The organism is Microbacterium sp. K35, assembly GCF_004794375.1.
Classification (GTDB): Bacteria; Actinomycetota; Actinomycetes; order Actinomycetales; family Microbacteriaceae; genus Microbacterium; species Microbacterium sufflavum.
On record NZ_SSDM01000175.1, the window covers coordinates 1 to 17,968 of the forward strand.

At 70.0% G+C, this 17,968-nt stretch carries 16 protein-coding genes; 8 read left to right on the forward strand and 8 right to left on the reverse strand.

Features of this window, described 5'->3' with window-relative positions:
• The 3 genes from DW299_RS06435 to DW299_RS06445 all read right to left on the reverse strand — a co-directional run.
• Positions 1-688: biotin/lipoyl-containing protein (locus DW299_RS06435; RefSeq protein WP_342589049.1), on the reverse strand; the 688-nt coding region annotated here is incomplete at its 3' end.
• A gap of 66 nt (positions 689-754) precedes the next feature.
• A complete protein-coding gene (lpdA, locus tag DW299_RS06440; protein WP_136036089.1) occupies positions 755-2,128 on the reverse strand; it encodes a dihydrolipoyl dehydrogenase in 1,374 nt (457 codons plus the stop codon).
• A 5-nt stretch (positions 2,129-2,133) separates the two neighbouring features.
• Positions 2,134-3,609: a leucyl aminopeptidase gene (locus DW299_RS06445; RefSeq protein ID WP_136036090.1), complete on the reverse strand. Its 1,476-nt coding sequence runs from the start codon at positions 3,607-3,609 to the stop codon at positions 2,134-2,136.
• Between the two features lie 114 nt (positions 3,610-3,723).
• Between DW299_RS06445 and DW299_RS06450 the strand changes: the two genes are divergently transcribed.
• The 3 genes from DW299_RS06450 to DW299_RS06460 all read left to right on the forward strand — a co-directional run bounded on the left by DW299_RS06450 (position 3,724) and on the right by DW299_RS06460 (position 6,764).
• Positions 3,724-4,665, forward strand: a complete 942-nt coding sequence (locus DW299_RS06450) for a proteasome assembly chaperone family protein (protein ID WP_136033007.1) — start codon at positions 3,724-3,726, stop codon at positions 4,663-4,665.
• A 168-nt stretch (positions 4,666-4,833) separates the two neighbouring features.
• Positions 4,834-6,072 carry an RNA polymerase sigma factor gene (locus tag DW299_RS06455; RefSeq protein ID WP_136036091.1) on the forward strand — a complete coding sequence of 413 codons (1,239 nt, stop codon included), beginning with the start codon at positions 4,834-4,836 and terminating at the stop codon, positions 6,070-6,072.
• A complete protein-coding gene (locus tag DW299_RS06460; RefSeq protein WP_205814340.1) occupies positions 6,072-6,764 on the forward strand; it encodes a coenzyme F420-0:L-glutamate ligase in 693 nt (230 codons plus the stop codon). Before DW299_RS06455 ends, DW299_RS06460 begins: the two co-directional genes overlap by 1 nt.
• Before the next feature lie 57 nt (positions 6,765-6,821).
• Here DW299_RS06460 and DW299_RS06465 read toward each other — a convergent pair whose 3' ends face one another.
• The gene (locus DW299_RS06465; protein WP_136033014.1) at positions 6,822-7,838 is read right to left on the reverse strand and encodes a sugar-transfer associated ATP-grasp domain-containing protein; all 1,017 of its coding nucleotides are present in this window, start codon (positions 7,836-7,838) and stop codon (positions 6,822-6,824) included.
• An 82-nt stretch (positions 7,839-7,920) separates the two neighbouring features.
• Here DW299_RS06465 and DW299_RS06470 point away from each other — a divergent pair, with 82 nt between their 5' ends.
• Positions 7,921-8,619 carry an alanine racemase gene (locus tag DW299_RS06470; protein WP_240745330.1) on the forward strand — a complete coding sequence of 233 codons (699 nt, stop codon included), beginning with the start codon at positions 7,921-7,923 and terminating at the stop codon, positions 8,617-8,619.
• Positions 8,616-9,656: an alanine racemase gene (locus DW299_RS06475; protein ID WP_136036093.1), complete on the forward strand. Its 1,041-nt coding sequence runs from the start codon at positions 8,616-8,618 to the stop codon at positions 9,654-9,656. Before DW299_RS06470 ends, DW299_RS06475 begins: the two co-directional genes overlap by 4 nt.
• A 32-nt stretch (positions 9,657-9,688) precedes the next feature.
• Here DW299_RS06475 and DW299_RS06480 read toward each other — a convergent pair whose 3' ends face one another.
• Positions 9,689-9,907 carry a DUF7455 domain-containing protein gene (locus tag DW299_RS06480; protein WP_136033021.1) on the reverse strand — a complete coding sequence of 73 codons (219 nt, stop codon included), beginning with the start codon at positions 9,905-9,907 and terminating at the stop codon, positions 9,689-9,691.
• Between the two features lie 180 nt (positions 9,908-10,087).
• Here DW299_RS06480 and DW299_RS06485 point away from each other — a divergent pair, with 180 nt between their 5' ends.
• Positions 10,088-12,199: a DNA gyrase/topoisomerase IV subunit B gene (locus DW299_RS06485; RefSeq protein ID WP_372490596.1), complete on the forward strand. Its 2,112-nt coding sequence runs from the start codon at positions 10,088-10,090 to the stop codon at positions 12,197-12,199.
• Between the two features lie 55 nt (positions 12,200-12,254).
• On the opposite strand, the gene DW299_RS06490 is transcribed toward DW299_RS06485, so the two are convergent.
• Positions 12,255-14,696, reverse strand: coding sequence for a DNA gyrase/topoisomerase IV subunit A (locus tag DW299_RS06490; RefSeq protein ID WP_136036094.1), 2,442 nt, complete (start codon positions 14,694-14,696; stop codon positions 12,255-12,257).
• Positions 14,697-14,740: 44 nt separating this feature from the next.
• Here DW299_RS06490 and DW299_RS06495 point away from each other — a divergent pair, with 44 nt between their 5' ends.
• A complete protein-coding gene (locus tag DW299_RS06495) occupies positions 14,741-15,862 on the forward strand; it encodes an alkaline phosphatase family protein (RefSeq protein ID WP_136036095.1) in 1,122 nt (373 codons plus the stop codon).
• A 27-nt stretch (positions 15,863-15,889) separates the two neighbouring features.
• On the opposite strand, the gene sepH is transcribed toward DW299_RS06495, so the two are convergent.
• The gene (gene sepH / locus DW299_RS06500) at positions 15,890-16,933 is read right to left on the reverse strand and encodes a septation protein SepH (RefSeq protein ID WP_136036096.1); all 1,044 of its coding nucleotides are present in this window, start codon (positions 16,931-16,933) and stop codon (positions 15,890-15,892) included.
• A 199-nt stretch (positions 16,934-17,132) separates the two neighbouring features.
• On the opposite strand from sepH, the gene DW299_RS06505 reads away from it, so the two are divergent.
• On the forward strand, positions 17,133-17,426 hold the full coding sequence (locus tag DW299_RS06505) for a DUF4193 domain-containing protein (RefSeq protein ID WP_025103572.1): 294 nt from the start codon (positions 17,133-17,135) through the stop codon (positions 17,424-17,426).
• A 71-nt stretch (positions 17,427-17,497) separates the two neighbouring features.
• On the opposite strand, the gene DW299_RS06510 is transcribed toward DW299_RS06505, so the two are convergent.
• Positions 17,498-17,962, reverse strand: coding sequence for a DUF3093 domain-containing protein (locus tag DW299_RS06510; protein WP_136036097.1), 465 nt, complete (start codon positions 17,960-17,962; stop codon positions 17,498-17,500).
• Positions 17,963-17,968: the final 6 nt, after the last annotated feature.

The window sequence follows — 17,968 nt, forward strand, 5'->3', positions numbered from 1 at the left end:
CGGCCTGCGGCGCGGCAGGTGCCTCGGTGGCGGCAGGCTGGGCAGCGCCGGAACCGACGCGGGCCAGGACGGCGCCGACCGCGATGGTCTCGTCCTCGGCCGCGACGATCTCCTGGAGCACGCCGGCGACGGGCGAGGGGATCTCCGTGTCGACCTTGTCCGTCGAGATCTCCAGAAGAGCCTCGTCGACCTCGACCGAGTCACCGACCTGCTTGAGCCAGCGGGTGACCGTTCCCTCGGTGACGCTCTCGCCGAGCTCGGGGAGCACGATGTCGGTGGCGTCACCGGACGGCGCAGCCTCGGCGGCGGGAGCGGGAGTCTCGGCCGCAGGAGCCTCGGCCGGAGCCGGCGCTTCAGCAGGAGTCTCGGTCGCGGCAGGGGCCTCGGCAGGGGCGGCCTCCGCTTCGGGGGCGGCCGCAGCGGGCGCGTCGCCCGCCGGGGCTGCGGCGCTGCCGTCGCCGATGCGAGCGAGCAGGGCACCGACCTCGACGGTCTCGTCCTCGGCGACGAGGATCTCCTCGATCACGCCGGTGACCGGGGAGGGGATCTCGGTGTCGACCTTGTCGGTCGAGATCTCGAGCAGGCCCTCGTCCGCCTGGACGGTGTCTCCCACCTGCTTGAGCCAGCGGGTGACCGTACCCTCTGTGACGCTCTCACCGAGAGCGGGGAGGACCACGGATGTGCTCATGACTGAGTCTCCTTCAGAAGTTGTATGACGCTTGTCTAGCTTAGTGACTCGGGCACCGGTTGGTGCTCAGAGGGCGTGCAGGGGCTTTCCGGCCAGCGCGAGGAAGGCCTCGCCGAGCGCTTCGCTCTGCGTGGGGTGCGCATGGATGAGCGGAGCGATGTCCTCGGGGTGCGCCTCCCAGGCCACAGCGAGCTGACCCTCGGTGATGAGCTCGCCGACGCGGTCACCGATCAGATGCACGCCGAGCACCGGGCCGTCGTTCTGGCGGACGACCTTGACGAGGCCGCCTGTTCCGATGATCTCGCTCTTGCCGTTGCCGGCGAGGTTGTACTCGTAGGACGACACCGCGTCGGCGCCGTGCGCGGCCACGGCCGCCTCCTCGGTCAGCCCGACCGAGGCGACCTCGGGGCTGGAGTATGTGACCTTCGAGATCTGCACGTCGGGGACCGTCGCGGGGGAGAGGCCGGCGATGCGCTCGGCCACCGCGATGCCCTGCTGGAAGCCCCGGTGGGCGAGTTGGAGCCCTGGGACGATGTCGCCGACCGCCCACACCCCGGGAACCCCGGTGCGCAGTTCCTCGTCGACCGTGACGAACCCGCGGTCGAGGACGACGCCCGCCTCCTCGAAGCCCAGATCGGCCGTGGCGGGACCGCGACCGACTGCGACGAGCAGGTAGTCCGCGGTGAGCTCCGTGCCGTTCTCGAGGGTCACGCTGACGGACGTGTCGTCCTGGGTGGCCTGCTGGAACCGCACTCCGAGCGAGTACTGGATGCCACGGCGCCGGAACGCGCGCTCGAGCCCCTTGCTCATCGCGATGTCCTCGTTCGGCACGAGGTGCGGCAGCGCCTCGACGATCGTGACCTCGACACCGAAGGAGCGCCAGACGCTCGCGAACTCCACGCCGATCACACCGCCGCCGAGCACGATAACGCGCTCGGGGATCACATCGAGCGCGAGCGCCTGCTCGCTGGTCAGGATGCGGCCGCCGATGTCGAGCCCGGGAAGCGTGCGGCTGTACGAGCCGGTGGCGAGCACGACGTCCGTCCCGACGTACACGTCGTCGCCGACGCTGACGCTCCGGTCTGCGTTGAGCCGTCCCGTCCCGGTGACCGTGGTGATGCCACGCGCCTTGACGAGGCCCTCGAGCCCCTTGTACTTCTTCGCGACGATGCCCTCGCGGTATGCCCGCACGCCCGCCGCGTCGATGCCGTCGAGGGTGGCCGAGATCCCCACCGCTGCGGCGTCGCGCACATGCTCCGCCACCTCCGCCGCGTGCAGCAGCGCTTTGGTCGGGATGCAGCCGCGATGCAGACAGGTGCCTCCGACCTTGTCCTTCTCGATCAGCGCGACCGACTTGCCGAGTTCGCTGGCGCGCAGCGCGGCCGCGTAGCCGCCGCTGCCACCGCCGAGCACGACGATGTCGAAGGTGTGGGTTGTCATCGGTGTTATGCCTCCGTGTGGGATGCTGCTTCGGCGAAGGCGACGATCGATCGGACCATCGCCCCCGTTGGACCCTTCTCCGTGAAGCCGTAGGGCGCACCGGCGTGTTCGCCGGAGCCCGCGATGTCGAGGTGCACCCAGGGGATGCGGGCGGCGTCCTCGGCGTCCGAGACCGGTCCGACGAAGCGTCGCAGGAACAGACCGGCGAACGAGGCGCCGCCCATCCGGTCGCCCATGTTCGCGTTCTGCAGGTCGGCGATCGGCGACTCGAGGGACTCCTCCATGTACGAGGGCAGCGGCATGTGCCAGGCGGGCTCTCCGGTCTGCTCCGCCGCGGCGAGGAACCGCGTCACCGTCTCGTCGTCGCCGAACACGCCCGTGTGCCGGTGTCCGAGGGCGGCGACGATCGCACCGGTCAGCGTCGCGACGTCGATGATGACGTCGGGATGCTCTCGGCTGGCGGCGACCAGGCCGTCGGCGAGGACCAGGCGCCCTTCGGCGTCGGTGTTCTGCACCTCGACCGTCGTGCCGTCGAGGATGCGGATGACATCACCGGGGCGCAGGGCCCGGCCGGACGGCATGTTGTCGGTGATGCAGAGCCAGGCGGTGACGCGCACCGGGAGCCCGAGTCGGGCGATGGCGCGAAGGGCGGCCAGGGACGTCGCGGCCCCGGCCATGTCGAACTTCATGCCCACCATCGAGGCGGCCGGCTTGAGGGAGAGGCCACCGGTGTCGAACGTGATGCCCTTGCCGACCAGGGCGAGGTGCCGCACGGCGTCTGCGGGGGAGTAGTCGAGGCGGACCAGACGCGGCGGCCGGTCGGACCCCTGCCCGACCCCGAGGATTCCGCCGAAGCCCTGCTCCGCCAGCGCGGCCTCGTCGAAGATGTCGACGGTGACGTCGAGCTCGGCGACGCTGTCGGCCGCGCTCTGCGCGAGCTGCGCGGGGCTCTGCCACTCCGCGGGGACGTTCACCAGATCCTTGATCAGCGCGACGGCTTCGCCCAGGGTCTGCGCTCGGGTGATCGTCTCGTCGTCGAGGTCGGCGTGGACGGTGATCCGTTCGGCGCGCGCCTTGCCCTTCTCGGTGCGGTAGCCGTCGAAGCGGTGACCGCCGAGCACGGCCCCCTCGGCGGCGGCGGCGGCGTGGCCGTCGAGGCCGGAGGCGAGCCCGAGCGCGACGTGCGGGAACCCGGTCAGCGAGCGGAGGGCGACACCGGCGGCGCTGCGGATCGCGGCGTCGTCGATGCTCTTCCCTGCACCGACGACGGCGAACGGCAGGGTGGAGACGTCGGGCGCGTACACGCGGGCGAACGATCCGGCGGCACCGGTGAACCCGATGCCTTCGAGGACCTCGGCGAGGCCGGGGTAGGCCCCCAGCGACTCGGCCGAATCCGAGAGATCGGGAACGACGAGCACTGCGGCATCAGCAGCGCTTCCGGGGAACTGATCGGTGGTGTGCGAGAGCACGGGAAGCGTCATGCTCTCCATCCTAGGAGGACCTCTGCGACCGGGTGGCCCCGCGTGGCCCCGCGTGTTCGCTCTCAGCGAGACGGCCCGGGGCCCCTCGTCGGGACCTGCTCGTAGCATGGAGTCATGCCCTTCTCCGGAGAGATCCACGAACGCGTCGCGAACGCGCCGACGGTGCCGCACGGACTGCCCCTCGTCGTGCTCCTGACCGGCTTCACGGATGCCGGGAGCGCGGTGTCCGGACTGATCGACCACCTCCGCGAGTCCACATCTCCGCAGCCGCTCGTGATCTTCGACAACGATGTGCTCCTCGACTACCGGGCCCGCCGTCCGGTGATCTCCTTCGATCAGGACCACCTCACCGAGTTCCGGCCGCCTCGGCTGGAGCTCTCGCTCGCGACGGACGCCCTCGGTCGCCCGTTCCTCCTTCTCGCGGGCTACGAACCGGACTTCGCCTGGAACGCCTTCGCCGAGACCGTGCTCGACCTCGCCGCGGAATACGAGGCATCCGGACTGCACTGGGTGCATTCGATCGCCATGCCCGTGCCGCATACCCGCCCCATCGGCACGACGGTGAGCGGCAACCGCCGTGACCTCGTGGTCTCGCACTCGGTGTGGCGCCCGCGTACGCAGGTGCCGGCGACCGCGGGGCATCTGCTGGAGTTCCGTTTCGCCGAGCGCGGCGAACGAGTGGTGGGCTTCGTGCTGCTCGTGCCTCACTACCTCGCCGAGACGGAGAACCCCGACGCGGTCAGCGCCGCGGCCGAGAAGCTCATGGCATCCACGGGACTGGTGCTCATGCTCGACGCCGTGCGCGAGCGCCGGGAGGACTACATCGCCAGGGTGGACGAGCAGGTCGCGGCGAACGACGAGCTGCAGCAGATGGTCCACAACCTGGAGCGCCGCTACGACGCCTACATGGCAGGCCGCGACCCCGAGGACGACAGCTACGACGAGGGCGGGTTCAGCGAGCGCGACCTGCCGAGCGCGGACGAGCTGGCGGCGGAGCTCGAGCGCTACCTGGCCACGCGACCGTCGGGCGACGAGGACAAGCCCGGCCGCGGCTGAGCAGGATCGACGCGAACTTCGCCGGATTGCATCCGGAGCGCCACACGTGTGCGATACTAGGAGTCCGACCCGTTGTCAATCGGCGTTTTCGAACTCCGGACTTGACAAGGGTCTTACTAGTGTCCGAAATGTCCCGGGGCCCGTGATCGGCTCCGTGAAAGGCGAAACGTGACTCCTGCCACGACGAAGAACACACGGACGAAGAAGGCCGCCGAAGAACCCACGCCCGACGAGGAGATCGAGGTCGAGAACCTCGACGAGGCAGCGCCCGCCAAGCGCGGTGCCGCCAAGCGCGGCGCGGCGAAGAAGAAGAAGTCGGAGGAGGTCGTCGAGGAAGACGACGCCGCGACCGATTCCGCCGAGGAGAGCGCGGGGGACGACGAGGAGGAGGACGCCAAGCCGGCGTTCACCGAGCCGCTGCCCACTGGCGCGATCGTCATCTCGTCGAACGACGACGAGGACGTCCCCGTCTACTCGACGCAGATCACCGGCGCCACGGCCGACCCCGTCAAGGACTACCTGAAGCAGATCGGAAAGGTCGCGCTGCTGAACGCGGCCGAAGAGGTCGAGCTCGCGATGCGCATCGAGGCGGGTCTGTTCGCCGAGGAGAAGCTGTCCGCGATGACCCCGGCCGAGAAGTCGAGTCAGCTGGGTCTCGACCTCCAGTGGGTCGCCCGCGACGGCCAGCGAGCCAAGAGCCACCTGCTCGGCGCGAACCTGCGGCTCGTCGTCTCGCTCGCCAAGCGGTACACCGGTCGCGGCATGCAGTTCCTCGACCTGATCCAGGAGGGAAACCTCGGTCTGATCCGCGCCGTCGAGAAGTTCGACTACACCAAGGGCTTCAAGTTCTCGACCTATGCGACCTGGTGGATCCGTCAGGCGATCACGCGCGCCATGGCCGACCAGGCCCGCACGATCCGCATCCCCGTGCACATGGTCGAGGTCATCAACAAGCTCGCCCGCGTGCAGCGGCAGATGCTGCAGGACCTGGGTCGTGAGCCCACCCCGGAGGAGCTGAGCCGCGAGCTCGACATGACCCCGGAGAAGGTCGTGGAGGTGCAGAAGTACGGCCGTGAGCCCATCTCCCTGCACACTCCGCTCGGTGAAGACGGCGACAGCGAGTTCGGTGACCTGATCGAGGACACCGAGGCGGTCGTCCCCGCCGATGCCGTGGGCTTCACGATGCTGCAGCGCCAGCTCGAGCAGCTGCTCGACTCGCTCTCGGAGCGGGAGGCGGGCGTGATCCGCATGCGCTTCGGCCTCGGCGACGGTCAGCCCAAGACGCTCGACCAGATCGGTGACACGTTCGGCGTGACGCGTGAGCGGATCCGTCAGATCGAGTCGAAGACGATGGCCAAGCTGCGCCACCCGAGCCGCTCGCAGTCGCTGCGGGACTACCTCGAGTGATGCAGGCGAACGAGGGCAAGGCGCTCGAGACCAGCGTCGACGGCACGAGCTACGCGCGCATCCCGTTGCGCACCCGCGTGGTGATGCCGGACGACGACCTCGACGCGGTCATCACCGAATACGCGAAGGAGGTCGTGCAGCCGGGAGACCTGCTGTTCGTCACGGAGAAGATCGTGGCGATCACGCAGGGTCGGTCGTATCGACTGGACGAGATCACTCCGCGCAAGCTCGCGCTGTTCCTCTCGAAGTACGTCACGCGCACGCCCTACGGCATCGGGCTCGGCATGCCCGAGACCATGGAGATGGCCCTGCGGGAGTGCGGCACGCCGCGTATCCTGTTCGCCGCCGCCGTCTCCGCGGTCACCAAGGCGTTCGGACGAAAGGGTGACTTCTATCGCATCGCCGGGGACAAGGCGCGCGCGATCGATGGCCCCACCAAGCACACGATCCCGCCGTACAACCAGGCCGTGGTGCTCGGCCCGAAGGACCCGGACGGCGTCGCAGCACGGCTCAAGGGCCTGCTCGGTGGGCAGGTGGAGGTCGCGGTGGTGGACATCAACGACCTCGGCGGCAACATCCTCGGATCGACGCTCGACAAGGCCGGCGAAGCCCGGCTGGTGAAGATCCTCGGCGACAATCCGCTCGGCCAGGGACTGGAGTCCACGCCGCTCGGCATCGTCCGCGCGGTCTGATCTGCTGGTTCGACGAGAACGCCCCCGGAGGAATCCGGGGGCGTTCTGTCGTGGTGGTCAGAACCCGATGACCTCGCGGTAGCGCGGCTTGTGGCCGGTGCGGATCCCGGTGACGCTGGGCTTGTTCTCGTACACGCCGGCGCCCCAGTTGCCCTCGACGAGCACGGGACCGTCCGGCGTGACGACGACGTCCCAGCCGACGTACTGCACCTCGGGCACGACCCTGGCCACGCGGTCGATGAAGGCGCGCACCTCGTCCATGAAGGGCAGCTGGAAGTCCGCGATGCGGAAGCCCGAGTCCGGGTGCGTCTCGTGCACGTGGCCGTGCGAGTCGTACCCCGCGCCGACCGCGTGTCCGTTCTCGTCGAGCATCGTGTAGAAGCCCCCGAAGGTCATCTGATCGCTCACGGCGCCCCGCCCGAACTTCTGTGCCATCGCGAGGATGTGCGCCTTCTCGCCGTCGAAGAACGCGGTGATGCGGGTCGTGTTCACGGTGCCAGGGCAGACGGCGGCGAGGTCGTCGTGCTGTCGGATGACCTCTTCGATGAGGAGCTCGCCGCGACTCAGCAGCCCGCGGTGGAAGGCATCCCAGTCGTCGATATCGGCCGCGTGGTACCGGTGCACACCGGTGCCCGCCTGACCGACCGGCTCCTTGGTGACGATGGTCCCCAGGCGTTCCGTGAGCGCGCGCACCTCGGCGGCGTTGCCCTCTTCGACCACCAGCCACTCGCGATGGAGGTGCTCGGAGAACTTCCGGTTGAACTCGATCTTGTCCTGGAAGATCCACCGGAAGTCCGGGTGGTCGTACTTCTGGGAGAGCTGGTTCGACACGGGGTGCGTCATGTAGGTGTCGCGCTCGGCACGGGTGAGCATCGCGAAGTCGTAGTCGATGTAGTCCTGGAACCCCACGTTGTGCCGCGCGGCGGACCACAGCATGTCCACGACGATCGTCGGGACGGGCTTGTGGTGCTGTGCAGAGGCCTCCTTCGCTCGCTCGACGACGGAGCCGACGTCGATGCGACGGGCGCGGCCGAGGAGGTAGCGGATGCGGGGCGCGAGAGAAAGACGAGTCATGGAGCTCCGGGGGTTGGGGATGCCGTCCAGTCTACGGGGGAGTCACACCGGGATCCCGGAACACGAAGCTAGGCTGGATCACGTGTGTGACACGACCTCGAGTGCGCTTCCGCGGGCGCTGATCTCCCGCTCCGCCCTCACCGCCGCAGCGGTTGCGGCCGTCCGCGACGGGGGAGTGCGAGCAGACCTGCGCCGCGACGCCTGGGGTCACGGGCTGCTCGCCGTGGCCCACGCCGTGACGGTGGCCGGTGCCCGCGAGGTGCGCGTGGACAGCGAGGGCGAGGTGGAGATGCTGCGGCTGGAGGGCATCGCCGGGGTCACCACGGGGGAACCGGACATCGACCCGTCGATCCTCTACGGCCTCCCCGGCAGCAATCATGACGCGACACCGGTCCTGCGGCTGACGGGACGCGTGATGTCGACCAAGCCGCTGCGCGCGGGCGACGCCGTCTCCTACGGCTACACGTTCCGCGCGTCGGGCGACACCACGGTCGCGCTCGTGACCGGAGGGTACGCCCAGGGCATCGTGCGCGCGCTCGGCAACGTCGCCCTGGTCGAGGTGGACGGCATCCTCCGCCCGATCGTCGGCCGCGTGGCCATGGACGTCTGCGTCGTCGATCTGGTGGGCACGGAGGCCCCGGTCGGCGCCGAGGTGACGTACTTCGGTGGCACCGGACCCGCCCGAGACGAGATCGTCCGATGGTCCTCGGCGACGGACATGTCCGCCGCGGAGCTGGTCGCGGTCGCCGGTTCGCATGCCGTGCGGGGGTGGGAGGCATGAGCCGCCCCGAGCTGCGGCTGAGCGCGCGGACGCTCCGCGACAACATCGCGGCGGTCACCTCCCGCCTCGACGGATGCGAGCTCATGCTCGTGCTCAAGGACGACGCCTACGGCCACGGCCTCACCTGGACCGTGGAGACGGCCGTACAGGCGGGGGTGGCGTCGTTCGGAAGCTACGACGTGCGGGGCGGCCTCGACGTGCGACGGCTCGTTGGCCCTGAGGCGAGGGTGTTCGCGTGGGCCACCTCGACGGATGCGGAGATCGACGAGGCGCTGCTCCAGGGGATCGACCTCGGCGTGGGCACTGTGGAGTACCTGCACCGCATCATCGCGCGCGCCGAGGCGCTCGGGGCTGTCGCGCGCGTGCACCTGAAGATCGACACGGGCCTGCACCGCAACGGCGTGCTCCCGGAGGACTGGCCGGGGGCGATCGCGCAGGCTCGGGCTGCAGAGGCTGCCGGACAGCTGTCCCTGGAGGGGATCTGGAGCCACATCGCGGAGGCGAGCGATCGCGAGGACGATGACGCGCAGGCCGTGTTCCTCGATGCGGTCCGCGCCGCCGGGGCGACCGGCCCGACACCGGCCGCCCTTCACCTCACCGCGTCCGCGGCGTCGTGGTGGCGTCCCGAGCTGCGGGGCACCGTCGCCCGCATCGGTGCGTTCTGCTACGGGATCCGCTCCGCGGACGGGCCCGAGCTGGAGGGTGTGCGCCCGGTCGCGCGACTGGTGGCGCCGGTCGCACGCGTGGAGGAGGGTCGCGCGGCGATCGAGGTCGGCGCCTTCGACGGATTGCCATCGACGCTCGTCGGGGCCCGGGTCGGCACGCCGGCCGGAGCACGCGTGCTCGAAAGGATCGAACCGTTCTTCGCGCAGATCGAGGGATGGGCGGGACTGTCCGTCGGGGACGAGGTGACGATTTTCGGTCCCGGAGAGGCGGGCGAGTCCTCGGCCACGACGCTCGCGGAACGGATCGACACGGTCGGCGAGGAGATCCTCACGCGGCTGAGTCCGCGGATCCGTCGCGTGCCGGTGGACTGAGCCGGCGGGTCCGGCTCACTCCACCCGCGCGATCAGACCGTCTCGACGAGGCGAGCGGTCTCGTCGTGCCAGCTGGTGGCGACGCTGCGGAGCTTCTCCTCGTACTTGCGGCCGTGGTGGGCGCAGAACAGGAGCTCGGAGCCGTTGACCTCGGCGGCGATGTAGGCCTGCGCACCGCAGGAGTCGCACCGGTCCATCGCGGTCAGTCGGAACTCGACAGCGGAGGTCTCACGTTCGGTCGTTGCATTCATCTCGGGGCCTCCTCGGGTGTCGGCGTCCTTGTTGGTCGTGCTCAATACAACCACGCCCCGCCTGTGGGCATGCCCGGTTGTCGGCGTGTTTCGCTCAGCGCGTACGGGCTGGCGCCGACTGCCGACGCGTGGGGAGTGTCGGCCGAGTCCACGGCGCCCGCGCGAATAGACTCGGAGATTGTGAATGCCGAGTACTCCGCCCATCATCTCCAGGTGCTCGAAGGACTCGAGGCGGTCCGCAAACGACCGGGCATGTACATCGGCTCGAACGGTTCGCCCGGGCTCATGCACTGCCTGTGGGAGATCATCGACAACTCCGTCGACGAGGCCGTCGCCGGCAACGGGTCGCGCATCGACATCATCCTGCACGAGGACGGCAGCGTCGAGGTGCACGACCGAGGCCGCGGCATCCCGGTCGACGTCGAACCGCGCACCGGGCTGTCCGGCGTCGAGGTCGTCTACACCAAGCTGCACGCCGGCGGGAAGTTCGGCGGCGGCTCGTACGCCGCGTCCGGTGGACTGCACGGCGTCGGTGCCTCGGTGGTCAACGCCCTCTCCGAGCGTCTCGACGTCGAGGTCGATCGCGGCGGCAAGACCTATGCGATGTCGTTCCACCGCGGCGAGCCTGGCGTGTTCCGCGACTCCGGCGAGAAGCGACCCGACGCGCCGTTCACGCCGTTCGAGGAGAAGAGCGAGCTGCGGGTCATCGGCAAGGCGCCGCGCGGCGTCACCGGCACGCGCGTGCGCTACTGGGCCGACCGGCAGATCTTCACGAAGGATGCCGCGTTCCAGCTGGCGGAGCTGGAGACGCGTGCGCGACAGACGGCGTTCCTGGTCCCGGGCCTCGAGATCGTGGTGCGCGACGAGCGCGCCGGCACGGCGCCCGTCGGCGACGACGGCGCTCCCGCCGGGCCGATCGAGACGTCGTACCTGTACGAGGGCGGCATCTCCGAGTTCGTCGACTACCTCGCCATCGACCCGCCGGTGACGGACACGTGGCGCATCCAGGGCGAGGGCACGTTCCGCGAGACGGTGCCCGTGCTGCAGGCGGACGGCCACATGGTCGCGACCGAGGTGGAGCGCGTCTGCGAAGTGGATGTCGCACTGCGCTGGGGCACGGGCTACGACACCCGCATCCGCTCGTTCGTCAACATCATCTCCACGCCCAAGGGCGGCACGCACCAGCAGGGCTTCGAGCAGGAGCTGCTGAAGGTTCTCCGCGCGCAGGTCGAGCAGAACGCCCGCCGGCTGAAGGTCGGCAACGACAAGCTGGAGAAGGACGACGTGCTGGCCGGGCTCACGGCCGTGCTCACCGTCAACGTGCCCGAACCGCAGTTCGAGGGCCAGACCAAGGAGGTGCTCGGCACTCCGGCGGTGCGGCAGATCGTCGCCCAGGTCATGCGCAAGGAGCTCCTGCAGCGCTTCACGTCGACGAAGCGCGACGACAAGAGCCAGGCCACGCAGCTCCTCGACAAGATCGTGTCCGAGATGAAGGCCAGGGTGTCCGCGCGGGCGCACAAGGAGACACAGCGCCGCAAGAACGCGCTGGAGTCGTCCACGCTCCCCACGAAGCTCGTCGACTGCCGCACCAACGACGTCGAACGCAGCGAGCTGTTCATCGTGGAGGGCGACTCCGCTCTCGGCACGGCGAAGAACGCGCGCAACAGCGAGTTCCAGGCACTCCTGCCCATCCGCGGAAAGATCCTCAACGTGCAGAAGGCCTCGGTCGGGGACATGCTCTCCAATGCGGAGTGCGCGTCGATCATCCAGGTGATCGGAGCGGGCTCCGGTCGCACGTTCGACATCGAGGCGGCGCGCTACGGGAAGATCATCCTGATGAGCGACGCCGACGTCGACGGCGCCCACATCCGCACCCTGCTGCTCACGCTGTTCTTCCGGTACATGCGACCACTGATCGAGCACGGCCGCGTGTTCGCCGCCGTTCCTCCGCTGCACCGCATCATCGTGATCAACCCGGGGTCCAAGCCGAACGAGACGATCTACACGTACACCGAGCAGGAGATGCACGCGCTGCTGGCGAAGCTCCGCAAGGCGGGCAAGCGGTGGCACGAGCCGATCCAGCGCTACAAGGGTCTCGGGGAGATGGACGCCGAGCAGCTCGCGAACACGACCATGGACCGCTCCGGGCGTCTGCTCCGTCGCGTCCGCATGGAGGACGCGGAGGCCGCCGGTCGCGTGTTCGAGCTGCTGATGGGCAACGAGGTCGCTCCGCGGCGCGAGTTCATCATCGACTCGGCCGACCGGCTGTCGCGCGAGTCCATCGACGCCTGACACGCAGCGGGGAACCCGGGCGCCCGGGCGCCCCGCTCGACGGCTGTCCGCGCGCTCAGACGATCGTGCGCCCGATGCTGCCGATCACGCCGTCGATGGGCTGACCGGAGGCATCGCGTCGGGCGCCGGACTCCGGGAGCTTGCGGACGGCACCCGTCGGGTCGACCGCGAGCGGCGGGTTAGGACCGACCCACGCGACCGTCAGCCGGTCCTCGCCCTTCAGGAAGGCGTGGGCGCGCACCCCGCCGGTCGCTCGTCCCTTGGCGGGGTACTCCGCGAACGACGAGACCTTCGCGCGTCCTGGATCGGTTCCGGGCAGGATGCTCTCGGCACCCGACACGGTCGCCACGACCGCGTCGACCCCCGGTGCGACCGCCCCGAAGAACACCACCGTGGCGCCGGCCCCGAGCTTGATGCCGGCCATACCTCCGGCGGCAGCGCCCTGCGGTCGCACGCTCGCGGCAGCGAAGCGGAGCAGCTGCGCATCGGAGGTGAGGAACACGAGCTCGGCGTCGTCGGGGGACTCCGCCGCACCCACGACCGTGTCGCCGGGCTTGAGGCCGATCACCTCGAGCTCCGGGCGGACGGGGAGTGCCGACGGCACGATGCGCTTCACGACGCCCTGCGCGGTGCCCAGGGCGATCGGCGCGTCGCTGTCGAAGCGGACGAACCCGAGGATGCGCTCGCCCTTCGTGGTGATGCCGAGGTAGTCGCGCAGCGGGGCGCCGGCCGCCAGCTGGACCGAGCTCGCCGGAACCGACGGAAGGTCGACGGGGGAGAAGCGCACGACCCGTCCGCTGCTCGTGAGCGCACCGAGCTCGGCGCGCACCGTGGTCTCGACCGTGGCGAGGATGGCGTCGTGTTTGCTCCGGCGGGTGGGGGCCGTGAGTTCCTGGCCGTCGCCCAGGTCGACCCGGACGGCACGACCGGTGGTGGACAGCACGAGCGTGGTCGGCGCGTCGGCGATCTGCAGGTCGGCGGCCCCCTTGGCGGCGCGGGGCTTCGTCGGAGCCGCGTTGAGCAGCAGCGTGCGTCGCGGGGTCCCGTATGCCTCGGCCACGGCGTCGAGCTCGCGGGCGACGGCGGCGCGGAGCAGCGCGGGGCTGCCGAGCAGCTCTCGCAGGTCCGCGATCTCGGCGAGCAGCGCGTCGCGCTCCGTCTCCAGCTCGATGCGGGAGAACTTGGTCAGGCGCCGTAGCCGCAGCTCGAGGATGTACTCGGCCTGCGGCTCGCTGAGATCGAAGACCGAGCGCAGGCGGGTGCGCGCCTGTTCCGAGTCGTCGGAGGAGCGGATGACCTGGATGACCTCGTCGATGTCGAGGATCGCGATGAGGAGGCCCTCGACGAGGTGGAGACGTTCCTCGCGCCGGGCGAGGCGGTAGCGGCTGCGGCGGGTGATGACCTCGATGCGATGCCCGACGTAGACGCTCAGCATCTCCTTGAGGCCGAGGGTTCGCGGCTGCCCGTCCACCAGGGCGACGTTGTTGATGCTGAACGAGTCTTCCAGCGGTGTCAGCCGATACAGCTGTTCCAGGACCGCGTTCGGATCGAACCCGGTCTTCACGCCGATGGCCACGCGCAGTCCGTGGTTGCGGTCGGTGAGGTCGGTGACGTCGCTGATGCCCTGCAGCTTCTTGGCCTGGACGGCGTCCCGGATCTTCTCGATCAGTCGCTCGGGGCCGACCATATAGGGCAGCTCGGAGACGATGATGCCCGTGCGGCGGGGGCCGAGCGGCTCGATCGATGTCTTGCCGCGGACCTTCAGGGCGCCGCGACCCGTGGTGTACGCGTCCTTCACGCCGTCGAGGCCCATCAGGATGCCGCCCGAGGGGAAGTCGGGGCCGGGCACGTACTCCATCAGCTCTTCCGTCGTGGCGTCCGGGTGCTCGAGGAGGTGCACGGCTGCGGCGACGACCTCGATGAGGTTGTGCGGGGCCATGTTCGTCGCCATGCCGACGGCGATGCCGCTGGCGCCGTTGACCAGCAGGTTCGGGAAGGCCGCGGGCAGCACGGCGGGCTGCTGGAATTGGCCGTCGTAGTTGGGGATGAAGTCGACGACGTCCTCGTCGAGGTTCTCCGTGAGGGAGAGTGCGGCGGCCGCGAGTCGCGCCTCGGTGTACCGGGCGGCCGCCGGGCCGTCGTCGAGTGAGCCGAAGTTGCCATGCCCGTCGACGAGCGGCACGCGCAGCGCCCACTCCTGGGCGAGCCGCACGAGCGCGTCGTAGATGGCGGAGTCGCCGTGGGGGTGCAGCTTTCCCATCACCTCGCCGACGACGCGCGCGCTCTTCACGTGACCGCGGTCGGGGCGCAGACCCATCTCGGCCATCTGGAACAGGATGCGGCGCTGCACCGGCTTGAGCCCGTCCCGCGCGTCCGGAAGGGCGCGCGAGTAGATGACGGAGTACGCGTATTCGAGGAAGGAGCCCTGCATCTCGTGAGAGAGATCGATGTCCTGGATGCGTTCGTCGACGGGCTCGGACGGCGGGGTTTTCGGCATGGACTTCCTGGGGGCGTACGGGAGCCTGTGTCAGACTGGCTCGGATGTCCCTCATGCTACCGTCCGCCTCGCCCAGCGCCCGGAGCGTCGTCGGGGTGGCGGGCGACCTGAGCGCCGCTCTCCGCGGCGAGTCGGAGCTGCTCCCGCGCGCGGAGTCGGTCGTGCTGGTGGTGGTCGACGGCCTGGGCGCGCTCGGCCTCCGCGGGCACTCCGGTCACGCGCGCACGCTCAGTGGGGCGATGACGAAGCGGGATGTCGCGCACAGCGTGTTCCCGTCGACGACGGCTGCCGCGCTGACCAGCATCGTGACGGGTGTCTGGCCCGGAGAGCACGGGCTGGTGGGGTACCGCGTCCTCGACCGCGAGCGTGACGTGCTCGTGAACCAGCTCAGCGGGTGGGAGAGCGACGGGCTCGACCCGCTCGCGTGGCAGCGGGTGCCGACCGTCTTCGAGCGGGAGGCCGCCGCGGGCCGAGACACGTTCGCCGTGGGACTCGCCGCGTACGCCACGAGCGGGTTCACGCGCGCGACGCTGCGCGGCGCGACCTTCGTCCCCGCGCTGACCCCGGAGGATCGGGTCGAGGCGGCCTTCGCTCTCGCCCACGACCATCCGGGCTCCTTCGTCTACTGCTATCTGCCCGAGGTCGACAAGGCGGGGCACCGCTACGGGATCGCCTCCGCGGAGTGGGTCGCGGCGCTGGAGCGCATCGATGCCGCCCTGAGCGTTCGTGTGCCTCCGGGCGTGGGCGTCCTGGTGACCTCCGACCACGGCATGGTCGATGTCCCCGTCCATCGGCAGGCGGTCCTCGATGAACCGCACTTGCGCGGGGTGCGGCACCTGGGCGGCGAGCCGCGCATGCTGCACGTGTACCTGGAGCCGGCCGCCGACGAGAGCGCGGTGCTCTCCCGGCTGCGCACCGACCTGGAGGGCGCCGCCGATGTCGTGACGCGCGACGACGCCATCAGGGCCGGCCTGTTCGGTCCCGCGGTGACGGAGGCCGCGGCTGCCCGGGTGGGGGACGTGCTCGTGATCGCGCGCGCGGCCTGGGCGGTGTACGACGGCACCGCAGCGGATCAGCGCAATCGCGGCATGATCGGACAGCACGGTGCCATGACCGATGAGGAGACGCGGGTGCCGCTCATCCGTCTCGGTGCGTTCGCACGGTGACGCCGACGCCACCGCGGAGAGCGCGACTCACTCGTCGGTGCGCGCTCCGAAGACGATCTCGTCCCACGACGGCATGGCGTTGCGCCGACGACGACGGCCGCCGCTCTCCGCCGGTTCGGCGGGGCTGCGCGGCGAGTCCGGTTCCGTCGTCTCCGGCTCGCTGACATCGTCAAAGGCCTCGAAGAGAGAGATCGGGCTCGACTCCTCGCGGCTCTCCTCGTGCTCCTCGAGCAGCGGTGACGTCTCGCGCTGACCCCGACGCCGTCGCAGGGCCTCCAGCAGGTCGGCGGTCTCGGCGCTCGGGGCGCTGGAGTCGGGGGCGCGGTTGATCGCCGCGTCCTGAACGGCGGGGGCGGAGCGCTCCGGCAGCGACGGCTCTTCGACCTCCCCCTCCGGGATGGGCACGAGGCGCGGTCCGAAGGCACCGGAGTCGAAACGGCTGTCGTCCTTGTACGGAGACGTCGTCCGGTCGGCTTCCACCGCGCGGAGCCGGGGGATCAGTCCCTCGGGGAGCGAGCCCTGACGGGAGAGCTGAGTGGCGTCGGCGTTGAGGGGCGAGAGCGCGCTGCGCCGGGGGTCGAAGCTCCACCGGGCGTCGTGATCGACGTCGTTGGCTGTGAACTCGAGCTTCACGATCCAGCCGGTGTCCTCCTTCCAGCTCGCCCAGCGCTCGGATGTCGCCGCGACCTCTGCGAGCTTGGCGCGCACGGCCGCGCCGAACGTCGGCTGGGCGTCCGGTTCGACCTCGCTGCCGATGAGCACGGGCACGGCGAGAGCCTGGCCGATGATGTGCTCGCGCTCGGCGAGCACCGGCCCCTCGAAGCGGACCACGTCGTCGACCGCGATACCGAGCAGCTCGGCGACCTCGGGTGCGGTGAGACCGGCGCGGATCTGCGCCTGGATGTCGCGCGGGCTCGCGGCGAGCTTCTGGGCGGTCGGTTCGGCCTGTCGGGTGGCGCGGCGGATCTCCCGCTGCAGCACGTCGTCGATGGGCAGCGCGAAGCGTTCGCCCGACTCGGTCGCGAGCACGAGGACTCCTGCTTCAGTGCCGACGATGGTGACGTTTTCCATGCGAATGCCCCTCTGATGGGTGTGCGTTCATGGTGTCACGGGGGAGGGGGCGGAACAGGGAATATCGCGGGCGTGCCGTGAGTTTGCCCTGTCGCATGCGGAGGCATTTGCGAAATGCCCCACCGTCATGCAAACTATGGCCGCCGATTACCCGACGGCACACCCGCCCACTCGCACCATGAAAGTGGAGATTCACCGCATGGCAACCGATTACGACGCTCCCCGAAAGAGTGAAGACGACTCCGAGTCGATCGAAGCCCTGAAGGAGCGTGTGCCGGACAAGCTGTCCGGCACGACGGGGGACGAGGACTCCGACAACCCCTCGAACTTCGACCTGCCGGGCGCGGACCTCTCCGACCTCGAGCTCGACGTCGTCGTGCTGCCCGCGCAGCAGGACGAGTTCACGTGCATGAGCTGCTTCCTCGTGAAGCACCGTTCGCAGCTCGACCACGAGGGACCCGACGGCCCCATCTGCAAGGAGTGCGCTGCCTGAGCAGTCCTCCGAGCGACGCATGACGCGCCCCCGACCATCCGGTCAGGGGCGCGCTGTCGTTGGCGGGTGGCTCAGCCTTTCGCGGCGCGGATCGCCGCAGCGAGGCGGTCGGGGGTGCGGGTCGAGATGGTCCACGCCACGACCGGATCCGCGTCGTCGAGGTTGGGCACCACGACCAGGCCGTCGATGCCGCCGCGGATGAGGTGCCACCCGCGGGCGGGGAGTCCGGGTCCTCTGGCGTGACGTGCGTCAGCTCCATCGAGCGCGAGCGGTTCGCCGAGGTGGGTCACGTCGATGTGCGCGCGACCGGCGCGGAGCACGCCGTCCTCGACCGAGACGACCGGGGCAAGACCGATGACCGCGAGGACGAGCGCGGCGGAGACCAGCGCGCCGAGGACGAGCGCGACCGTCGATCCGACCGGGACGAAGATGAGCGAGACCATCGGTCCGGCGAGAGCGACGGTGACGAGGAGCCAGAGGCTCGGTGCGAGCCGCTCCCGGTAGCGGGGACGTGCGGCGGTGGCGGGGTTCTGCATTAGCCT

What these genes read in the sequence shown, in the direction of transcription:
- lpdA (WP_136036089.1), bottom strand. Translation starts at nt 2,128, where the DNA reads ATGACAACCCACACCTTCGACATCGTCGTGCTCGGCGGTGGCAGCGGC.
- DW299_RS06445 (WP_136036090.1), bottom strand. Translation starts at nt 3,609, where the DNA reads ATGACGCTTCCCGTGCTCTCGCACACCACCGATCAGTTCCCCGGAAGC.
- DW299_RS06450 (WP_136033007.1), top strand. Translation starts at nt 3,724, where the DNA reads ATGCCCTTCTCCGGAGAGATCCACGAACGCGTCGCGAACGCGCCGACG.
- DW299_RS06460 (WP_205814340.1), top strand. Translation starts at nt 6,072, where the DNA reads ATGCAGGCGAACGAGGGCAAGGCGCTCGAGACCAGCGTCGACGGCACG.
- DW299_RS06465 (WP_136033014.1), bottom strand. Translation starts at nt 7,838, where the DNA reads ATGACTCGTCTTTCTCTCGCGCCCCGCATCCGCTACCTCCTCGGCCGC.
- DW299_RS06475 (WP_136036093.1), top strand. Translation starts at nt 8,616, where the DNA reads ATGAGCCGCCCCGAGCTGCGGCTGAGCGCGCGGACGCTCCGCGACAAC.
- DW299_RS06480 (WP_136033021.1), bottom strand. Translation starts at nt 9,907, where the DNA reads ATGAATGCAACGACCGAACGTGAGACCTCCGCTGTCGAGTTCCGACTG.
- DW299_RS06490 (WP_136036094.1), bottom strand. Translation starts at nt 14,696, where the DNA reads ATGCCGAAAACCCCGCCGTCCGAGCCCGTCGACGAACGCATCCAGGAC.
- DW299_RS06495 (WP_136036095.1), top strand. Translation starts at nt 14,741, where the DNA reads ATGTCCCTCATGCTACCGTCCGCCTCGCCCAGCGCCCGGAGCGTCGTC.
- sepH (WP_136036096.1), bottom strand. Translation starts at nt 16,933, where the DNA reads ATGGAAAACGTCACCATCGTCGGCACTGAAGCAGGAGTCCTCGTGCTC.
- DW299_RS06505 (WP_025103572.1), top strand. Translation starts at nt 17,133, where the DNA reads ATGGCAACCGATTACGACGCTCCCCGAAAGAGTGAAGACGACTCCGAG.
- DW299_RS06510 (WP_136036097.1), bottom strand. Translation starts at nt 17,962, where the DNA reads ATGCAGAACCCCGCCACCGCCGCACGTCCCCGCTACCGGGAGCGGCTC.